Genomic DNA, 19,456 nt, shown 5'->3' on the forward strand with positions numbered 1-19,456 from the left:
GCCGGGTGCGCCCCGTAGGCGCCCCGGCCGTCCTGTCGCTCACATCCCTGAAAACCGCCTCTCAGGGGTGTCCGACCCTCGTCTCTCAGGTCACGTCGTCGTAGCCGTTGACCCGGTCCGGGCCGGCCTGCTCGGGCAGCGCCCGGCTCGCGGAGACGGGCTCGATCTCGCCGATGTCCTCGGGCGTCAGGTCCAGGTCGGAGGCCTCGTCGTCGGCCGGTCCCTCCGCATCACGACGCGCACGGCGCTTGTCATTGACAAGAGCGATGGCCGTCGCGCCGAAGTACAGGATCCAGATGGGGCCTGCGAGCGCCAGCATCGAGATCGGGTCCGTGCTGGGCGTGGCGATCGCCGCGAAGACCGTGATGCCCATGATCATGCCGCGCCACCAGCCGGCCATCTTCTTGCCGGACAGCACCCCGCCGAAGTTCAGCATCACCAGCAGCAGCGGAAGCTCGAAGGAGAGGCCGAAGACGACGATCATCCGCATGATCAGCTGCAGGAGGTCGTCGAGGGGCAGCTGGTTGTCACTGCCGATGATCGAGAACTCGAGCATCACCGACGCCATCTTGGGCAGCGACCAGTACGCGAAGTAGGCGCCCATGAGGAACAGCGGGAAACCCGCGCCCACGAAGGCGAGGCTGTACTTCTTCTCGTGCCGGTGGAGGCCGGGCGCGACGAATCCCCAGAGCTGGTAGAGCCACACCGGGGCGGCCAGCACCACTCCCGATGACAGGGAGACCGTGAGGGCGAGCGTGAACGGACTCAGCAGACCGTTCTGCACGATGCGCGCGCACTTGTTCTCACTCGTGTCCTTGGCCAGCTCGGCGAAGCTGTATTCGCATCCCACCGCCTGGAGGATGGGATCCGTGAAGAACTGAATGATGTCCTTGTAGAAGAGGGCCGCCACGATCGTCGTGACCAGGATCGCCAACAGGCTCTTGACCAGCCGGTTACGGAGCTCGCGCAGGTGCTCCGCGAGGGGCATCCGCCCCTCGGGATCCATCTCCTTCTTGCGGGCAGACTTGAGCAACCCACGTCCTCATCTCATGCTCAGGCCGGAGACGTCCGGCCCTGCGTCATCGCTTCGTGGTGTCCGTCGGCTCGTTGACCGGGCGCGAGCTCGTCACGTCGCCGGGGGCGGCCTGGATGATGCGCTGAGCGGGGGGCTGCTCGTCGGTGTTGTTCGGCGGGTCGGCCGGGGCGGGGGACTTGCCCTCGTCCTTCATCGCCTTGGCCTCGCTCTTCAGGATCCGGGCGGACTTGCCGAGCGAGCGCGCCATGTCCGGAAGCTTCTTCGCGCCGAACAGCAGGATGATGACGACGAGGATGAGAATGATCTCGGGAGCTCCGAGCTTTCCGAACATAAGTCTTTACCTTCTCACCGAGGCGGCTGGAGTGGGATGCCGTCCGACCGTTCGGACATACGTCCGAACGGTCGTGTTGTCAGCGATCGTAACGCTCAGGGGTAAACGTCAGGCAATCCCCTTGCGTACTCCCTGTCCGCGGACCGGGCCTCGTTCTCCGAGCCGCGACCAGCAGCGTACCTGTCCGAACCGTCAGGTTGACAGGGCGAAGTGGCCCAAAACGCATGCGACGCAGGACTCACACCCAATACTTGGACGGGCTACAGCGAGTCCACAGCCCGGGCCGCGCTCACGCTCGCCCGTTCCAGATCCTCGGCCGCCCTGCTGATGCGCTGCGCGGAATCCGTGACCTGCCTGCCGAGGCGCTGCGCCTCCAGGAAGACCTGCACGGCGAGTACGCCGAGTACGGCGAGACCCAGAAAACCCACAGCTACCGCGATCATCGGCCAGAACATGACGCCGAGCCTAGACCGTCCTACAGCGTGGAGTGCAGCCGCAGGGTGCTGACCCCACCGCCCGTCAGCAGCTCGACGATCCGCTCACCGGCCGGCTTGCGGACGGAGGCGCCGCACTCGGGGCAGGTGAACGAGTAGAACGTCGTACGGCTGGTCGCGCCGATGGCGAGGCGCAGAGCGCTTGCGGCGAGCTCGAAGCGACCCCGGCAGTCCGGGCAGCCCGCCCTGAACACCACCGGAGCCACGCTTCTCATCCCGGCGAACGCGGACGCCACCGTCATTCCCACCGCACCAGACGTCGCCGACTCGCTCAAAGCCCTCGCTCCTGTCTGTCGCACTGCCCGTCGAACCGCATGCCCTACTGCCCGTCGTGATCCCGGTGCGCCCCGTCAGCGCTCTGCGCCTCGACCCCGTCGTACGCCGCCAGCGCCTCGCGGGCCGCCTGCCGGGCGCTGTCCGCCAACTCGGCCGGCGAGACGATACGGCCGTCACGTCCGAGCCGCAGCGCCAGACGCCGCAGCGACGCGGGCTCGGGGGTGCGCAGGGTGATACGCAGACCGCCGTCCGCAAGCTCATCCGCGCTGTCGTGCGGGTAGTACTCGGCGACCCAGCGTCCGCCCGGACCGACCTCGACGACAACCTCCGGGTCCTCCGCAGCGGGCTGCACCAGCCCCTCCGACAGGTCCCGCAGCTCGACCTCGGGCGGCGCGGACGGCTCGTCCAGGATCTTGATCTCGGCGACCCGGTCGAGGCGGAAGGTCCGGCGCGCCTCGGAGCGACGGCACCATGCCTCCACGTAGGTGTGGCCGACGCTGACCAGGCGGATGGGGTCGATCTCGCGCTCGGTGACCTCGTCGCGGGCCGGCGAGTAGTAGCGGATCCACAGGCGGCGCCGCTCGGAGATCGCCCGGTCGACGTCGGCGAAGACTCCGCCCTCGGACTCGAACGTCACCGACAGCCGGGAGCTGGCACCGGCCGCCTCCCCCGCCGCGGTCTCCACCTTGGCAGTCGCCCGCAGCAATGCCTGCCGGTCGCTCTCGCGCAGCCCCGGCAGCGTGGACACGGCCCGGGCGGCCACCAGCAGCGCGGTCGCCTCGTCGGCGGCGAGCCGCAGCGGCTCAGCCCCTTCTGCCCCGAGGGCGGCAGGGTTGTGCCACCAGATGCGCTCGCCGTCGGTGTCGATGTCGAGCAGATCGCCGCCGCGGAAGCTGGTGCCGCACATCGGCAGCACATCGAGGTCGGAGACCAGCTCGTCCTCGGAGATGCCGAAGGCGCGCGCGACGTCCTCGACGCGGGCGCCGGGGCGCTCCCTCAGATACGTCACCAGGGAGAGCATCCGCCTGGTCTGGTCGATGGCGTTGACGGGCCGAACCGGTTTGCCTGCCACTGTCTCGCTCCGCTCCCCCTCAGCCCTTGGCCACGGCACGCAGCCGGTCCACCACGTCGGCCCGCAGCTCCGCCGGCTCCAGGACCACCACATCCGGCCCGAACTCCACCAGCCAGGCATCCAGCCCGTGACCGTACGGAATCTCCAACTCGTCCCAGCCGTCCCCGAGTTCCCGCACCGAGGTGGCCTTCGCCCGAAGGGGGTACCCGGCGCCCGTACGCAGCCGGATCGACGCGGAACGGTCGGCGGTCTCCCCCGCCCAGCTCGCCACGGTCTCCCGCACGGTGACGACATCGGGGACCTCGGCCGTGAAGCGGCCACTGCGACTGCGGACCTTGCCGGTGATCCGGGACAGCCGGAACACCCGCTCCGCGCCCCGGTCACGGTCCCAGCCCGCGAGATACCAGTGGCCGCGCCAGCACTCCAGCGCCCACGGCTCGACATGCCGGGGCTCGGGGCGGGCGGCAGTGGCCTTGCGGTAGTCGAAGACGACCGGGCGGCGATCCCGGCAGGCCAGCATCAGCGGCTCGAACGCCGCCTCGTGCACCGGAATACGGGGCTCCAGAGCACCGTGCGCCTCATACGGGTCGACGTCCTCGGGCAACCCGGCCGCACGCAGCTTCTGCAGAGCGCCGCTGGCCGCACCCGCGAGCCGGGCCTGCTGCCACACCTTGGCCGCCAGACCCAGGGCGGCGGCCTCCTCGGCGTCCAGAGTGATGGGCGGCAGACGGTTGCTGTCGCGGCGGGCCAGATAGCCGACCTCGCCGTCGAGGTTCTCCACGGTCTCGATGACCAGCCCGAGCTCGCGCAGATCGTCCTTGTCGCGCTCGAACATCCGGTTGAAGGAGTCGTCGGAGCCGGCTTCCAGATAGGCCTCGATGGACTCACGCAGCTCGCGCTTGCTCAGCGGCCGCCGCGTCCCGAGCAGACACAGCGCCAGGTTCATGAGCCGCTCGGCCTTGGAAATGGCCATCGACGCCCTTCGCCTTCCCTATGGTGCTTACGAGCGATGACCGTACCGCCCCGCAGTGGCGTGGCAAAAGCCGAGGGCCCATGCCCGGACAGGCATGGGCCCCAGGTAGTCGGGTCCGGTCGTACGCCGATCAGGCATACACCGTCAGACGCGACGATCAGACACCGAGCAGGTCCACCACGAAGATCAGCGTCTCACCGGGCTTGATCGCCGGGGTGGGGCTCTGGTTGCCGTAGGCGAGGTGGGCCGGGATGGTCAGCTGGCGGCGGCCGCCGACCTTCATGCCCTGCACGCCCTGGTCCCAGCCCTTGATGACGCGGCCGCCGCCCAGCGGGAAGCGGAACGGCGTCCCGCGGTTCCAGCTGGCGTCGAACTCCTCACCCGTACTGAAAGCGACACCCACGTAGTGCACGGTGACGGTCTGGCCCGCCTGCGCAACCGCGCCGTCGCCCTCCCAGATGTCCTTGATCTCGAGGTCCGCCGGGGGCTCGCCGCCGGGGAAGTCGATCTCGGGCTTGTCGATGCTCACTGCAGTGACTCCTATGGGTACGTATGTCATGCGCGATGACTGATGGGCAACCTGCCCAGTCTTACATCACGGCCAGGATGTCGACGGCGAAGACCAGCGTGGAGTTCTTCGGGATGCCCTGCTGCTCCTGGTCACCGAGAGCCTGGTCGGGCGGCAGCACGAGCAGCACCCGGCTGCCGGCCTTCTTGCCCACAAGACCGTTCTTCAGACCCTTGATCGACAACTGGTCCAGCGGAAACGTCGCCGGCTTGCCCGTCTGGTACGTGCTGTCGAACTGCTTGCCGCCGTCCCAGAGCAGGGCCACGTAGTTCACCACCACCGTGTCCGTACCCTTCACGACAGCGCCGTCGCTCTCCAGCACGTAGTTGGAGACAAGCTTCTTCGGCGGGTCGCTGTCCTTCGGCATCGTCACCTTCGGCGCCTTGCCGTCGGTGTTCGTGCCGACCTTCGGCAGGTCGACGTTGTCCTGCGCGACCTCCGTGCCCTTCGCCGACGCGGGGATGGTCGTACCCTTCACGATGTCCACGACGAACACCAGCGTGGCATTGGCCTTGATGTCACCCTGGCCCTGCGCCCCGTACCCCAGGTCCGGGGGGATCACCAGCTCCACCCGACTGCCGACCTTCTGGCCCTCCAGGCCCTTCTCCCAGCCCTGGATGACACCGCCCGCACCCAGCGTGAGCGAGAACGGCTGGCCGCGGTCGAAGCTGTTGTCGAACGGCTTGGACTCGTCGTACTCCTGACCGAGGTAGTTCACCTCGGCGGCGTCGCCCTTCTTGAGCTTCGCGCCGTTCCCCTCCTTGATGACCTCGACCTTCAGCTCCTTCGGCGGATCCCCCTCCCCCTTGGCCAGGGTCGGCTTCTGCCCGAACTCGGCGCCCTTGGTGATCGCGGGCACCCCGTTCTTGGTGGAGCTGGAGTCGGAGCCCTTGTCGTCGCTGCCGCAGGCCGCCGCGGAGAGCAGCAGCAGCGGCACGACGAGAAGGCCGGCAATTCGGCGCACTTGTTCCTCAGATCTCAGACGGCACTGTGGTCGCCCGCCACTCTAGGGTGTGCGGCGGGCCCCGTACGAGAACGTACGGGGCCCGTGGTCCGTTTCCTCAATTGCGCCGGTCACATTCCCGCGATCAGCTTCTCCACACGATCGTCCACCGAACGGAACGGGTCCTTGCACAACACCGTGCGCTGCGCCTGGTCATTGAGCTTGAGGTGGACCCAGTCGACGGTGAAGTCCCGGCGCTGTTCCTGAGCCCTGCGAATGAAGTCGCCGCGCAGCCGGGCCCGAGTGGTCTGTGGCGGAACCGACTTGCCCTCGAAGATCTTCAAGTCGTTGCAGATGCGCGCGGCTTGCCCCTTCCTCTCCAGCAGGTAGTACAGGCCGCGACGGCGGTGGATGTCGTGGTAGGCGAGGTCTATCTGCGCGACCCGCGGATGCGACATGGTCATGTTGTGCTTGGCCCGGTACCGCTCGATGAGCTTGTACTTCATGACCCAGTCGATCTCGGTGCCGATCCGGTCGAGGTCCTCGGCCTCGATCGCGTCCAGCGTGCGGCCCCACAGCTCCAGGACCTGCTCGACCGTGCCCGTACGGATACCGCGGCGCTCGCAGAAGTCCACGGCCTTCTCGTAGTACTCCCGCTGCACCTCCAGCGCGGAGGCCTCCCGGCCACTGGCCAGGCGCACCTTGCGCCGGCCCGTGATGTCGTGGCTGACCTCACGGATCGCCCGGATCGGGTTCTCCAGGGTCAGGTCACGCATCACCGTGCCCGCCTCGATCATGCGCAGCACCAGGTCGGTGGCGCCGACCTTGAGCAGCATGGTCGTCTCGGACATGTTCGAGTCGCCCACGATGACGTGCAGGCGCCGGTAGCGCTCGGCGTCCGCGTGCGGCTCGTCGCGCGTGTTGATGATCGGCCGGGAACGGGTCGTCGCCGAAGAGACGCCCTCCCAGATGTGCTCCGCCCGCTGACTGACGCAGTACACCGCGCCACGCGGAGTCTGCAGCACCTTCCCGGCGCCGCACAGCAGCTGCCGGGTCACGAGGAACGGGATGAGGATGTCCGCGAGCCGGGAGAACTCGCCATGGCGTGCCACCAGATAGTTCTCGTGGCAGCCGTACGAGTTGCCCGCCGAGTCGGTGTTGTTCTTGAAGAGGTAGACGTCGCCCGCGATTCCTTCCTCGTGCAGGCGTCGTTCGGCGTCCACCAGGAGTCCTTCGAGAATGCGCTCGCCTGCTTTGTCGTGGGTGACCAGTTCGGTCACGTTGTCACATTCGGGTGTCGCGTATTCCGGATGTGAGCCCACGTCGAGATACAGACGGGCGCCGTTTCGCAGAAAGACATTGCTGCTGCGGCCCCATGACACGACACGGCGGAAGAGGTACCGCGCCACCTCGTCAGGCGACAGGCGGCGCTGTCCCCTGAACGTGCACGTGACGCCGTACTCGTTCTCCAGCCCGAAAATGCGGCGGTCCATGACTGAACATTACGCCCGATCCCCTGAGCTGAAACGGGGTTCGACGGCACGGTTTGGATCATTTTCCGATGAAGCCGCAACCACCGCGCCCCTCGCGGGAGCTGCGAGGACCCGCCCCGTGGCCAGCAGGACCAGCAACGACACGGCCCCCGCCGCACTCGGCACAGCAAACCCCCACAGCGCCCCGCCCACCTCGACCACCGGCCCCGCCAGGCCCGTTCCGACCGACGCACCCACCGTGAACGTCGTCACGAGCCAGGAGAACGCCTCGGTGACCGTGCCGCGCGGCGCATGCCGGTCGACCAGCACGAACGCACACGCGATGCACGGCGCGAGGAACACACCCGCCAGTACCGCCAGCAGGGTCATCGCGACCGCCCCCGGCATCAGCATCAACGGCAGATAACACACCGCCAGAAGCGCCACCAGCAGACGCAGTCGCAGCGCCGGCTCCCCGCCCCACCGGCGCGCCCCGTACACCACACCACCGATCAGCGCACCCAGCCCCACACCCGCCATCAGCCAGCCGTACACCGCGTCACCGCCATGGTCGTCCGCATACGAGACGGCCGCGACCGCGATCGAACCGAGCGCCATCCCGATGAACAGGAACGAGGCGAGCAGCGCCAACAGCCCCGGCGAACGCAACGCCCCCAGCCAGTGCGCCTCACGCGGCTCCGAACGCCACGCGCGCGAAGGCGGCGACACGACCACCGACAGAGCACCCAGCACCCCGACGACGTTCAGCAGAAGCAGCGCCGCCTGCGCCGACCACACCGACGCACCCAACGTCAGCAGCAACGGCCCGACGGTGAACATGACTTCCTGCGCCACCGCGTCCATGGCATACGCCGTGTGCACCTGGTCCTCCCTGTGGAGGACCGACGACCACAGCGCCCGCAGACCACCCTCCAGAGGCGGCGTGAACAGTCCGGCCGCCGCGACGGCGGCGTAGGCGAGCGGCAGCGGCCCGATGCCCACGAAGGCGAACGCGGCCATCGCCAGGGCCGAGGCGACCGCGGCGGGCAACTGCACCCGCGGCTGCCCGTACAGATCCACCAGCCGGCCCAGCACCGGCTGCCCCACGGCGTTCGCGACCCCGTACACAGCCGCCAGACCGCCGGCCAGGGTGTACGAGCCACCCTCCTCGCGCACGAACAACACGATCGCGATCGCGGCGACAGCGTTCGGCAGCCGCCCCGTGAGCGTGCCGACGAGCAGCCGGGCGGCATGCCTCGCCCTGAGGATCTCCACGTATGCGCCGGTCATCGGCCGCGCCGCCCTCCGCTCGGTCAAGTGTTACGTATAACGCCTCCCGTCATACGTACCATGTGCACTGTTCACGAGTCCAGACGAAGGAGCATGCGGACGGTGGCACAGGGCAGCACCCGCCCCACCAGCCGGGACGTCGCCCAGGCCGCGGGAGTCTCCCAGGCCGCGGTCTCCCTGGTGCTCGGCGGCAAATGGCGCGGACGAGTCTCCGAAACCACAGCCGAACGCGTCCGCCAGGCCGCCCGCGAACTCGGCTACCGACCCAACCTCGCCGCCCGCAACCTCCGCCTCGGCCACACCCGAACCGTCCTCCTCGTCGTCCCCGCCCTGACCACCGAGTTCTTCGCCGGCGTCTACACCGGCGCCGCCCGCATCGCCGCCCAGAACGGCTTCGGCGTCGTCCTCTACCCCTCCCCCGAAGGCATCGGCCCCGCCCGCAACCCCTTCGCCTCCGCCCAAGCCGCCCTCGACGGCGTCATCGCCTCCTCCATGGCCGCCGACGCCCTCACCGCAATCCGCGGCGACCAACTGCCCCTCGTCATGCTCGACAGCGACCCCAACGGCAGCCTCGGCGCCGCCACCGTCAACCTCGACATCACCGACGGCGTCCGCCAAGTCGCCGAACACCTGCTCACCCTCGGCCACCGCCGCATCCTGCACCTCGCAGCCGACGTGGCGTCCTGGACCTTCGAAGTACGCGCACGTGAGCTCGCCGCACGCATCGGCGCAGTACCCGGCACATCACTGCTCACGATCCGCGCCCCCATCTCCATCGAAGGCGCCCTCACCGCAGCCGAAACCGCACTCTCCGCCAAAGGCCCCCGCCCCACCGCGATCATCTGCGACGACGACAAACTCGCCGCCGGCGCCTACAAGGCCGTACGCCGCCTCGGCCTGCGCATCCCCGACGACATCTCCGTCACCGGCCTGGACGACCTCGCCCTCGCCACCGCCATCGACCCCGAACTCACCACCGTACGACTCGACGCCGAACTGTTCGGGGAACGCGGCATGCAAGCCCTCCTGGCCGTCCTGGAAGGCCGCGAGCTCGAGGGAGGCGACATTCCGGTCCAACTCGTCGTACGAGGCTCCACAGCGCCGCCCAGCGCGCCCTGAACCCCGCCATGAACGCCCTGCGCCCCGGCCGAGCGGGCGGCCGGGGCACAGTACGGGCGACGAGGTGGGGAGGTGCGGCTACTCCTCGGAGCTACCCGACTCCTCGGAGTCCTCCGCAGAGTCGGCACTCTCGGCCTCAGTGGCCGCGCCGTTGGCCTCCAGCAGCCGCGCCAGCTGACGACCGACGATGCGCTTGAACTTCCGCGACTGCGGACGCGTACGGTCCAGCACCGCGACCTCAAGGCGCTCAGCGGGAATCTCCCGCTGCGTACCGTTCGACTCGCGCGACAGAGCCTGGACGGCCAGCTTGAGGGCCTCGGCGAGGCTCATACCATCCTGGTGCCGCTGGTCAAGGAAATTGCTGATCAGCTCGGCATTGCCGCCGACCGCGACCGAGCCGTGCTCGTCCACGATCGAGCCGTCATGCGGCAGCCGATAGATCTGATCACCCTCCGGCGTCTCCCCGACCTCGGCAACAACCAGCTCCACCTCATACGGCTTCTCCGCCGCGGAAGAGAAGATCGTACCCAGCGTCTGGGCATACACATTGGCCAGACCACGAGCGGTCACATCATCACGGTCATAGGTGTAACCACGAAGATCGGCATACCGCACACCGCCGATCCGCAGATTCTCGTACTCGTTGTACTTGCCGGCCGCCGCGAAGCCGATCCGGTCATAGATCTCGCTGAACTTGTGCAGCGCGCGGGACGGGTTCTCGCCGACGAAGACAATGCCATCGGCATACTGCAGCACGACCAGGCTGCGACCACGGGCGATGCCCTTACGGGCGTACTCCGCCCGGTCGGCCATGGCCTGCTGGGGTGAGACATAGAACGGCGTCGACACCGGTTATCCGTCCCTTTCTGTCGAAGTCACAGGATCACCTTGATAAGACCGACCCGCCGCCTACAGCAGCGCGGCCCGCGGACCGTCGGGCTGCTCCAGACGCCGCTCCAGAATGGAACGGGCGATCTCGGACGACTCCTCATCGCCGAGCCGGCGGAAACCGTCCTCGGTGATCACGGTGACGATCGGGTAGATCCGGCGCGCGACATCGGGACCACCGGTCGCCGAGTCGTCGTCAGCCGCGTCATACAAGGCCTGCACCACGAGCGTCGTGGCCTCGGCCTCGTTCAGGTCATCACGGAAGAGCTTCTTCATCGCACCACGCGCGAAGATCGAACCAGAACCGGTCGCGGCGTAACCCTGCTCCTCCGAACGACCACCGGTCACGTCGTAGGAGAAGATCCGCCCCTTCTCCCGGTCGACGTCGTACCCCGCGAAGAGCGGCACGACCGCCAGCCCCTGCATCGCCATCCCCAGATTCGACCGGATCATGGTCGACAGCCGGTTCGCCTTGCCCTCCAACGACAGCTGAGCACCCTCGACCTTCTCGAAGTGCTCCAGCTCCAACTGGAAGAGCTTCACCATCTCGACGGCCAGACCAGCCGTACCGGCGATACCGACGGCCGAGTACTCATCCGCCGGGAAGACCTTCTCGATGTCCCGCTGCGCGATGATGTTGCCCATGGTGGCCCGCCGGTCACCGGCCAGCACGACACCGCCGGGGAACGTCACAGCCACGATCGTGGTGCCGTGCGGCGCCTCGATCACACCCTGCGTGGGCGGGAGTTGACGGTTACCGGGCAGCATCTCCGGCTGGTGCTCGGAGAGAAAGTCCATGAACGAGGACGACCCAGGCGTCAGGAAGGCAGCTGGTAGACGCCCGGTGCTACGAGTGTTGGCTTCCACGCGTTTCCTTCCAAGTAGTCGGCAGCTCGGTTCATCGCTTCGGGGTCGTCCCTCAACAGGCCGAGGCCGGAATTGCAGTTGAAGCACAGTACGCCACGGACCCTACCCGTGTTGTGGCAGTGATCCACATGAACGGCCGGAGCCGTCAGGCAGATCGCACAGAGCCCCATTTGGGAGGCGATCATCTCGTCGCGCTCGGTTTCGGTGATGCCGTACTTGCGCCGCAGATGTTGCGCCGGCGCTGCGGCCGCTCTGCACGCCTTGCAGCGACTGGCCAAGCCGTCGGCAGCGCTCCTCTTGCGATGCCACTCGCTGTGCGGCTTCACCTCGCCACATCCTCGACAGCGCTTGTGCCCCTCGGGCACGTCCGCCTTGAGCCGGACCACAGCTACCTGCGCACCGCTGTGGTAGTTGGTCCTGCAATCCCGACAGTGGCGCTGCAAGCCATCAAGGTTCGACCGCTTACGAGCGAAGGCCGCGTACGGCTTGTCCTCGCCGCACCGCACGCAGCGCTTCACCGCTCCTTCGTTCCCCAAATTCGACGCCCCCGCAACCTTCGATTCGAAGGTTACTCGCCGCCTTTCTGAACGAAACTACGGACGAAGTCCTCTGCGTTCTCCTCAAGGACATCATCAATCTCGTCCAGAACCGAGTCGACGTCGTCGCTCAGCTTCTCCTGCCGCTCCTTGAGATCCTCGGAAGCCTGCGTCTCAGCCGCCTGCTCCTCGACCTCCTCAGTGGAACGTGTGGCCTTCTGCTGTCCGCCGCCGGTGTCCTTGGTTGCCATATCCCTCACCCCGCTCAGTTCGCCCGACATGGTCGACAGGTCGGCTTTCCTGCCGATCGGTGATGATCAGACCCTACAAGCCGGGTCTGACATCGGCCCCGCAGTTTCTCCAACGTACGGGGGCCATCTCGATGATTCCCGGACGCCGGGTTTTCCACCCTGCCCAGCCGACGCCCGGCCGACACCGCCCGAGTGCCCTCAGCCGCCTGACAGGACCCTGACCAGGTCTTCTGCCGTGCGGCAGCGGTCCAGGAGCTCCTTGACGTGATTTCGCGTTCCGCGAAGCGGTTCGAGGGTTGGAACGCGCTGGAGGGAGTCCCGGCCGGGCAGGTCGAAGATCACCGAGTCCCAGGAGGCCGCGGCGACGTCGTCGGCGTACTGCTCCAGGCAGCGTCCGCGGAAGTACGCGCGCGTGTCCTCGGGCGGCTTGGCCTTGGCCCGCTCGACGTCCGTCTCGTCCAGGAGGCGTTTCATGCGTCCCCGGGCCGCGAGACGGTTGTAGAGGCCCTTCTCGGGGCGTACGTCGGCGTACTGGAGGTCGACGAGGTGGAGACGGGCGGCGTCCCAGTCGAGGTCGTCGCGGCGCCGGTAGCCCTCCATGAGTTCTCGTTTGGCTACCCAGTCCAGTTCGCCGGCGAGGCTCATGGGGTCGCGCTCGAGGCGGTTGAGGGTGTCCTCCCAGCGGGTGAGGACGTCCTTGGTCTGCTCGTCGGCGTCGGCGCCGAAGCGCTCCTCCACGTATTTGCGCGACAGCTCGTAGTACTCCATCTGGAGCTGGACGGCGGTGAGTGTGCGGCCGCTGCGGAGGGTGATCAGGCGCTTCAGGGACGGGTCGTGCGAGACCTGGTGGAGTGTGCGTACGGGCTGGTCGACGGCGAGGTCCACGGCGATGAAGCTGTCCTCGATCATCGACAGGACCAGGGCGGTGGTGCCCAGCTTCAGGTACGTGGAGATTTCCGAGAGGTTGGCGTCGCCGATGATCACGTGTAGGCGGCGGTACTTCTCGGCGTCGGCGTGCGGCTCGTCGCGGGTGTTGATGATGGGGCGCTTGAGGGTGGTCTCCAGGCCGACCTCGACTTCGAAGTAGTCGGCGCGCTGGCTGAGCTGGAAGCCGTGTTCGTGGCCGTCCTGGCCGATTCCGACGCGTCCTGCTCCGGTGACGACCTGGCGGGAGACGAAGAAGGGGGTGAGGTGGCGCACGATGTCGGAGAAGGGGGTTTCCCGCTTCATCAGGTAGTTCTCGTGCGTGCCGTAGGAGGCGCCCTTGTTGTCGGTGTTGTTCTTGTAGAGGTGGATGGGCTGGGCGCCGGGGAGCTGGGCGGCGCGTTCGGCGGCTTCGGCCATGATGCGTTCGCCGGCTTTGTCCCAGAGGACGGCGTCGCGCGGGTTGGTGACCTCGGGTGCGCTGTATTCGGGGTGTGCGTGGTCGACGTAGAGTCGCGCTCCGTTGGTGAGGATGACGTTGGCCAGGCCGATGTCCTCGTCGGTGAGCTGGCTGGAGTCGGCGGCCTCGCGGGCGAGGTCGAAGCCTCGCGCGTCCCGCAGCGGGTTCTCCTCCTCGAAGTCCCAGCGGGCCCGGCGGGCCCGGTGCATCGCCGCCGCGTAGGCGTTGACGATCTGGGATGAGGTGAGCATGGCATTGGCGTTGGGGTGGCCGGGGACGGAGATCCCGTACTCCGTCTCGATGCCCATTACTCGCCGTACGGTCATGCGGCCCTCCTTGCCCGGCGGCACCCTCGGTCGTGGGCGCTGCACAGATACCGCTGGCGCTCGGTTGCGTGTGCGGTGCCCGTCCCCGCACTGCGCGACTTGGCGGTATGGAAGAGCCTAGAACGCCTCTGCGCTGGTGGGGAGATCATTTGCGTCATTGCCTTGCACGCCTCGTGTTCCGGTTCTGGCCTGAAAAACAGTGGGCTGCGGGTACCCGGTGAGGGCACCCGCAGCCGCCCTGTCTTTTACAGGTACTGACCGGTGTTCGCCACCGTGTCGATGGAGCGTCCGGTGTCTGCGCCCTGCTTTCCGGTGATGAGGGTGCGGATGTAGACGATCCGTTCGCCCTTCTTTCCGGAGATGCGGGCCCAGTCGTCCGGGTTGGTGGTGTTGGGCAGGTCCTCGTTCTCCTTGAACTCGTCCACGCATGCCTGGAGGAGGTGGGCGACGCGGAGGCCCTTTTGGTTGTGTTCGAGGAAGTCCTTGATCGCCATCTTCTTGGCGCGGCCCACGATGTTTTCGATCATGGCGCCGGAGTTGAAGTCCTTGAAGTAGAGGACTTCCTTGTCGCCGTTGGCGTAGGTGACTTCCAGGAAGCGGTTTTCCTCGGATTCGGCGTACATCTGCTCGACGGCGGTCTGGATCATGCTCTGGACGGTCGTCGCCTTGCTGCCGCCGTGCTCGCCGAGGTCTTCGGAGTGCAGTGGGAGGCGCTCGGTGAGGTACTTGCCGAAGATGTCCTTGGCGGCCTCGGCGTCGGGACGCTCGATTTTGATCTTCACGTCGAGGCGGCCGGGGCGCAGGATGGCGGGGTCGATCATGTCCTCGCGGTTGGAGGCGCCGATGACGACCACGTTCTGCAGGCCTTCCACGCCGTCGATCTCGGCGAGGAGCTGGGGGACGATGGTGTTTTCCACGTCCGAGCTGACGCCGGATCCGCGGGTGCGGAAGAGGGATTCCATTTCGTCGAAGAAGACGATGACGGGTGTGCCCTCGCTGGCCTTTTCACGGGCTCGCTGGAAGACGAGGCGGATTTGTCGTTCGGTTTCGCCGACGTACTTGTTGAGGAGCTCGGGGCCCTTGATGTTGAGGAAGAAGCTCTTGCCCTGGGCTTGGCCGGTGACTTCGGCGACCTTTTTGGCCAGCGAGTTGGCGACGGCCTTGGCGATGAGTGTCTTGCCGCATCCGGGGGGCCCGTACAGGAGGACGCCTTTGGGCGGGCGTAGTTCGTGCTCCTTGAACAGGTCGGGGTAGAGGTACGGGAGCTCGACTGCGTCGCGGATCATTTCGATCTGGTTGCCCAGGCCGCCGATCTGTTCGTAGCCGATGTCCGGTACTTCTTCGAGAACGAGTTCCTCGACTTCGCTCTTCGGTACGACCTCGTAGACATAGCCGGAGCGGGGTTCGAGCAGCAGGGCGTCGCCGGGGCGGATGGTGACGTCCAGCAGCGGCTCGGCGAGCCGTACCACCCGTTCCTCGTCGGTGTGTCCCACTACGAGGGCGCGCTCGCCGTCCTCGAGGATCTCCTTGAGGGTGACGATGTCGCCGACGCTCTCGTACTCCATGGCTTCGACCACGTTGAGCGCTTCGTTGAGCATCAGTTCCTGGCCGCGCCTGAGGTCGTCGAGTTCGACGCTCGGGCTGACGTTCACGCGGAGTTTGCGGCCTCCGGTGAAGATGTCGGCTGTGCCGTCCTCGTTGGATTGCAGGAAGACACCGAAGCCGGCCGGTGGCTGTGCAAGCCGGTCGACTTCTTCCTTGAGGGCCACGATCTGGTCGCGGGCCTCACGGAGCGTGTTGGCGAGTCGCTCGTTTTGTGCGGAGACGCCGGCCAGGTTTGTCTGCAGCTCGACGATCCGCTCTTCGAGAATCCTCGTGTGTCGCGGAGAGTCGGCGAGCTTGCGTCGCAGGACGGCGATCTCCTGCTCAAGGTAGGCGATCTGCCCGGCCGGGTCGTCGGACCCTCGTCCCGGGCGGATGCCGCGGTTCATGTCGTCGTCGTGGGCTGCCACGGTCCTCACCTCCTCCAAGGGGAGCTGGACGCTTCCAGACCCTACCTGGGTGGGTGTCGATTGAAACCCCTAGATCACAAAGACTGTCGAGGTGTGTCCGATCTTCACCCTTGCGCTCTCCCTCACGCCAGGGGAATACCCACCGAACATGATTGGGAAGCCGCCACAGGTAGGCTCGAAGCGTTCAACACCCGTCAGAGCTGGCCGGATTCCCGTGCGGCTCGGCGTAGCAGAGGGCAGGAGAGATGAGCGTGGAGCAGGCGGCCGGGGTCGGCAGTGAGGCGCTGGAGGTCTGGATCGACCAGGATCTCTGTACTGGTGACGGCATCTGTGTCCAGTACGCGCCCGAGGTGTTCGAGCTGGACATCGATGGTCTGGCCTATGTGAAGAGCGGCGAGGACGAGTTGCTGCAGGCCAAGGGGGCGACAACGCCCGTACCGCTGCCGCTTCTCACGGATGTGGTGGACTCGGCGAAGGAGTGTCCGGGCGAGTGCATCCATGTGCGTCGTGTTTCGGACAAGGTCGAGATGTTCGGTCCGGACGCCGAGTGACCTTGCGTGTACGGGGTGTTACGACTGTCTGATTTCTCACATGTGCCGGTGGCGTGGTCAGACGCTCTGGGCGCCGGCGGGTGTGGTGCGGACGAACGCGCCGTTCTTCCACTGCCACTTCGCGCTGTTCTTCACGTCCGGGCAGCAGCGCGGTACGTCGATTGACGAGTAGCCGAGCAGGTCGGCGACGACGGCTCCGCCGCGGACGGCGATGTCACTGACGGTGATGCTGTCCTTCGGGTTGATGAGGGTCGCGATGAGGCGGGGTGTGGCGGTCTCGGTGGTCCGGGTGAGGACGTAGACGCCGTCGGGCGGGGTGCCCATGGGTGAGTCGCAGTGCACCACGGCCACGGTTTCGGGGCTGCCGTCGCCGTCGAGGTCTCCGGTGGCCTTCTTGACCACGATCGCCTTCACCGGCCCGCATTCGAGGGGGAAGTCGACTCCCGTGGGGTCGGGGGGTGTGGTGGCGGCAGGGGTGTTCTTCGCCCCCGGGCCGGCTGTCTGGGCCGCCGTCGCCGAGTTGGGTTGCAGGACCGAGGAGAGGGCCACGACACCGGCGACCGCTGTGGCGGTGGCGAGCCAGTGGATCGGCCGGGCGTGGGTGTGTGCCAGTTCCGGGACGGCGGATTGCTGCACTAGGAGCGTCTCCTGTGAGGGCTGTGCCGGTGGGGTGGCCAGCATGGTGCCACACGTCACAGGCCGGGGGAACGGCGGGGGTGTGGAGTTCCGGTGGCGGATGTCCGGTGGTTGGGGTTACGGAGGGGGCGTGCGGGTCTCGTACGACGCTCGGCGGGGTCGGTCGGAGGTGTCGGTCGTTGTGGCCGTGTCAACAGAAAGGCGCTGTGGTCGAGTTCCGGAGGGGTTCCGGGAACTCGACCACAGCGCCTGTGCGTTGAATGCGGCACGGGGCCGCCTCAGCGGCCGGCGCCTCCGTCGGCGTTGGGGCCTTCGTAGTCCTCGCCGTAGGCGCCCTTGGCGGGGCGGCGGCGGCGCATGGGCGGCTCGACGCCGTCGGCGAGGCGGCGGGCGGTGAGGAGGAAGCCGGTGTGGCCGATCATGCGGTGGTCGGGGCGGACGGCGAGGCCTTCGATGTGCCAGTTGCGGATCATCGTCTCCCAGGCGGTCGGCTCGTTGAAGCAGCCGATCTCGCGGATGGACTCGACGGTCCGGGCGAGCTGGGTGGTGGTGGCGACGTAGCAGCAGACGATGCCGCCGGGGACGAGGGCCTTGGAGACGGCTTCCAGGCACTCCCAGGGGGCGAGCATGTCGAGGATGACGCGGTCGACGTCGGTGTCGTTGAGGTTGTCCTGAAGGTCACCGACAGTGAGCTGCCAGGCGGGGTGGGGGCCGCCGAAGTAGCGTTCCACGTTCTGCTTGGCGATGTCGGCGAAGTCCTCGCGGCGCTCGTAGGAGTGCAGCATGCCCTGGTCGCCGATGGCGCGCAGCAGGAAGCTGCTGAGCGAGCCGGAGCCGACGCCGGCCTCGACGACGCGGGCGCCGGGGAAGATGTCGGCGAAGGCGAGGATCTGCCCCGCGTCCTTGGGGTAGACCACGGCGGCGCCGCGGGGCATGGACAGGACGTAGTCGGGGAGCAGGGGGCGCAGCGCGAGGTAGGCGACGTTCCCGGTGGTGCGGACAACGCTGCCCTCGGGTGCGCCGATCAGTTCGTCGTGCGGGAAGGAACCCTTGTGGGTGTGGAAGTTCTTCCCGGCTTCGAGCGTGAACGTGTAGTGGCGGCCCTTGGGGTCGGTCAGCTGAACCTGGTCCCCGACCTTGAAGGGCCCGCGCCTGCGGGCGGCACCGGTCGGTTCGGACATGTGACCAGCCTACCGGCGTTTCGGGGGGTCGCCGACCACGCGTGTGTGCCGGTGCTTCAGCTGGGGCGGGCCATGGCCTTCACGAAGGCGCGCTCCACGTCCGCGGCGGACAGGACGCCGTAGATCTCGCCGGTCTCCTCGACGACGAGGTATTCGGTCGCCGGGGTCGCGCGGAGGGTGTCGAGGAGTTCCTCGCCGGCCAGCTCGGCGGAGACGCGCATTCCGTCGGTGAGGTCCTGGGCGAGGCCGCTGACGGCGACCCAGGGGCGGCGGTGTTCCGGTACGCCGACGATGGCGGCTTCGCGGACGAGGGAGAGGGGGTTGCCGTCGGCGTCGACGACGACCAGGGCGCGGGCGCCGGCGGCGTTGGCGCGGCGCAGGGCCTCGGAGAGGGGGGTGTCGGTCTCGACGGGGACGGCGCGGCGGGTGAGGGTGCGGGCGCGCAGTTCGGGGAGGTGTTCGCGCAGGCGGGCCATGCGCAGGCTGTTGCCGGCGCCGGTCCAGATGATCGCGGCGAGGATGGCGGCGAGCAGGGCGTCCATGACGGTGTCCATGCCGACGTTGTCGACGGCGTCGGAGCCGAGGGCGCCGGACTGGGTGAGCAGCGGGAGTCCGATGAGGACGGAGACGGCGAGGGCGCGGCCGATCCAGGCGGCGGCGATGGTGCCGCTCATCGGCTTGCCGGTGATCTTCCAGACGACTGCGCGGAGCATGCGGCCGCCGTCGAGAGGCAGGCCGGGGAGCAGGTTGAAGGCGGCCACGATGAGGTTGGAGGCCATCAGGCCGGCGAGCAGGACGCCGGGGACAGTGCCGGGTTCGACGGTCTGCATGGCGGCGTAGAAGACGCCGGCGAGGACGAGGGAGAGCAGCGGGCCGACGAAGGCGAGCACGAACTCCCGTCCCGGTGTCTCGGCTTCCTTCTCGATCTCGGAGACGCCGCCGAAGAACTGCAGCTGGATGCGGCGTACGGGGAGCTTGAAGCGGAGGGCGGCGACGGTGTGGGCGAGTTCGTGGACGAGGACGGAGGCGTAGAAGGCGACGGCGAAGAAGAGGGAGACGAGGTAGCGGGCGGCGCCGAGTTCGGGCAGCACCCGGTCGAGCTGTCCGCCGAACACCCAGGTGATGAGGGCGGCGACGAGGAACCAGCTGGGCGCGACGTACACGGGCACGCCGAACGGCCGTCCCATCAGCAGCCCGCCTCGGGGGCGCTTGGGCGGGCGGGGCTTTTCCGTGCCGGAGTGGGCGAGGGG

21 protein-coding genes are annotated in these 19,456 nt (G+C 67.8%); 2 read left to right on the plus strand and 19 right to left on the minus strand.

Annotation, left to right across the window (positions count from 1 at the left end; translation table 11 throughout):
* Positions 1–85: 85 nt before the first annotated feature.
* The 10 genes from tatC to ADL12_RS35235 all read right to left on the minus strand — a co-directional run bounded on the left by tatC (position 86) and on the right by ADL12_RS35235 (position 8,455).
* Positions 86–1,033: a twin-arginine translocase subunit TatC gene (gene tatC, locus ADL12_RS35190; protein WP_062710014.1), complete on the minus strand. Its 948-nt coding sequence runs from the start codon at positions 1,031–1,033 to the stop codon at positions 86–88.
* A gap of 46 nt (positions 1,034–1,079) precedes the next feature.
* The gene (tatA, locus tag ADL12_RS35195) at positions 1,080–1,367 is read right to left on the minus strand and encodes a Sec-independent protein translocase subunit TatA (RefSeq protein WP_062710016.1); all 288 of its coding nucleotides are present in this window, start codon (positions 1,365–1,367) and stop codon (positions 1,080–1,082) included.
* 260 nt (positions 1,368–1,627) lie between these two features.
* Positions 1,628–1,822, minus strand: a complete 195-nt coding sequence (locus ADL12_RS35200) for a hypothetical protein (RefSeq protein WP_062710019.1) — start codon at positions 1,820–1,822, stop codon at positions 1,628–1,630.
* A gap of 20 nt (positions 1,823–1,842) precedes the next feature.
* Positions 1,843–2,136: a hypothetical protein gene (locus ADL12_RS35205; protein WP_079052447.1), complete on the minus strand. Its 294-nt coding sequence runs from the start codon at positions 2,134–2,136 to the stop codon at positions 1,843–1,845.
* 44 nt (positions 2,137–2,180) lie between these two features.
* The gene (locus ADL12_RS35210; protein WP_062710023.1) at positions 2,181–3,209 is read right to left on the minus strand and encodes a helix-turn-helix transcriptional regulator; all 1,029 of its coding nucleotides are present in this window, start codon (positions 3,207–3,209) and stop codon (positions 2,181–2,183) included.
* 19 nt (positions 3,210–3,228) lie between these two features.
* On the minus strand, positions 3,229–4,182 hold the full coding sequence (locus ADL12_RS35215) for a helix-turn-helix transcriptional regulator (RefSeq protein WP_062710026.1): 954 nt from the start codon (positions 4,180–4,182) through the stop codon (positions 3,229–3,231).
* 157 nt (positions 4,183–4,339) lie between these two features.
* The gene (locus tag ADL12_RS35220; protein WP_030053355.1) at positions 4,340–4,711 is read right to left on the minus strand and encodes an FKBP-type peptidyl-prolyl cis-trans isomerase; all 372 of its coding nucleotides are present in this window, start codon (positions 4,709–4,711) and stop codon (positions 4,340–4,342) included.
* 61 nt (positions 4,712–4,772) lie between these two features.
* The gene (locus tag ADL12_RS35225; protein WP_062710029.1) at positions 4,773–5,714 is read right to left on the minus strand and encodes an FKBP-type peptidyl-prolyl cis-trans isomerase; all 942 of its coding nucleotides are present in this window, start codon (positions 5,712–5,714) and stop codon (positions 4,773–4,775) included.
* 110 nt (positions 5,715–5,824) lie between these two features.
* Positions 5,825–7,186: a Pup--protein ligase gene (gene pafA / locus ADL12_RS35230; protein WP_059196529.1), complete on the minus strand. Its 1,362-nt coding sequence runs from the start codon at positions 7,184–7,186 to the stop codon at positions 5,825–5,827.
* A 9-nt stretch (positions 7,187–7,195) separates the two neighbouring features.
* Entirely contained in the window at positions 7,196–8,455 is a 1,260-nt protein-coding gene (locus ADL12_RS35235) for an MFS transporter (RefSeq protein WP_062710033.1), read from the minus strand.
* A gap of 102 nt (positions 8,456–8,557) precedes the next feature.
* On the opposite strand from ADL12_RS35235, the gene ADL12_RS35240 reads away from it, so the two are divergent.
* Positions 8,558–9,574 (plus strand): LacI family DNA-binding transcriptional regulator, encoded by a 1,017-nt coding sequence (locus tag ADL12_RS35240; protein ID WP_062710068.1) that lies wholly within the window; start codon positions 8,558–8,560, stop codon positions 9,572–9,574.
* A gap of 78 nt (positions 9,575–9,652) precedes the next feature.
* Here the strand turns inward: ADL12_RS35240 and prcA are convergent, their stop codons facing one another.
* The 6 genes from prcA to arc form a co-directional block, all read right to left on the minus strand.
* A complete protein-coding gene (gene prcA / locus ADL12_RS35245; protein ID WP_062710036.1) occupies positions 9,653–10,423 on the minus strand; it encodes a proteasome subunit alpha in 771 nt (256 codons plus the stop codon).
* A gap of 60 nt (positions 10,424–10,483) precedes the next feature.
* The gene (gene prcB, locus ADL12_RS35250; RefSeq protein ID WP_062710039.1) at positions 10,484–11,329 is read right to left on the minus strand and encodes a proteasome subunit beta; all 846 of its coding nucleotides are present in this window, start codon (positions 11,327–11,329) and stop codon (positions 10,484–10,486) included.
* On the minus strand, positions 11,281–11,847 hold the full coding sequence (locus tag ADL12_RS51395; protein ID WP_079052448.1) for an endonuclease VII domain-containing protein: 567 nt from the start codon (positions 11,845–11,847) through the stop codon (positions 11,281–11,283). The genes prcB and ADL12_RS51395 overlap by 49 nt, the downstream gene beginning before the upstream one ends.
* 50 nt (positions 11,848–11,897) lie before the next feature.
* A complete protein-coding gene (locus ADL12_RS35255) occupies positions 11,898–12,116 on the minus strand; it encodes a ubiquitin-like protein Pup (protein ID WP_030955201.1) in 219 nt (72 codons plus the stop codon).
* Positions 12,117–12,314: 198 nt separating this feature from the next.
* Entirely contained in the window at positions 12,315–13,826 is a 1,512-nt protein-coding gene (gene dop / locus ADL12_RS35260) for a depupylase/deamidase Dop (protein ID WP_341846390.1), read from the minus strand.
* Positions 13,827–14,071: 245 nt separating this feature from the next.
* The gene (gene arc / locus ADL12_RS35265) at positions 14,072–15,838 is read right to left on the minus strand and encodes a proteasome ATPase (RefSeq protein WP_062710046.1); all 1,767 of its coding nucleotides are present in this window, start codon (positions 15,836–15,838) and stop codon (positions 14,072–14,074) included.
* A gap of 245 nt (positions 15,839–16,083) precedes the next feature.
* Here arc and ADL12_RS35270 point away from each other — a divergent pair, with 245 nt between their 5' ends.
* Positions 16,084–16,389 (plus strand): ferredoxin, encoded by a 306-nt coding sequence (locus tag ADL12_RS35270; RefSeq protein ID WP_062710049.1) that lies wholly within the window; start codon positions 16,084–16,086, stop codon positions 16,387–16,389.
* A 57-nt stretch (positions 16,390–16,446) separates the two neighbouring features.
* Here the strand turns inward: ADL12_RS35270 and ADL12_RS35275 are convergent, their stop codons facing one another.
* From ADL12_RS35275 to ADL12_RS35285, 3 genes are all read right to left on the minus strand, one after another.
* The gene (locus ADL12_RS35275) at positions 16,447–17,025 is read right to left on the minus strand and encodes a hypothetical protein (RefSeq protein ID WP_062710052.1); all 579 of its coding nucleotides are present in this window, start codon (positions 17,023–17,025) and stop codon (positions 16,447–16,449) included.
* 278 nt (positions 17,026–17,303) lie between these two features.
* Positions 17,304–18,206: a tRNA (adenine-N1)-methyltransferase gene (locus ADL12_RS35280; protein WP_062710055.1), complete on the minus strand. Its 903-nt coding sequence runs from the start codon at positions 18,204–18,206 to the stop codon at positions 17,304–17,306.
* Positions 18,207–18,262: 56 nt separating this feature from the next.
* Positions 18,263–19,456: site-2 protease family protein (locus ADL12_RS35285; RefSeq protein ID WP_244188160.1), on the minus strand; the 1,194-nt coding region annotated here is incomplete at its 5' end.

The organism is Streptomyces regalis (genome assembly GCF_001509475.1).
Taxonomy (GTDB): Bacteria; Actinomycetota; Actinomycetes; order Streptomycetales; family Streptomycetaceae; genus Streptomyces; species Streptomyces regalis.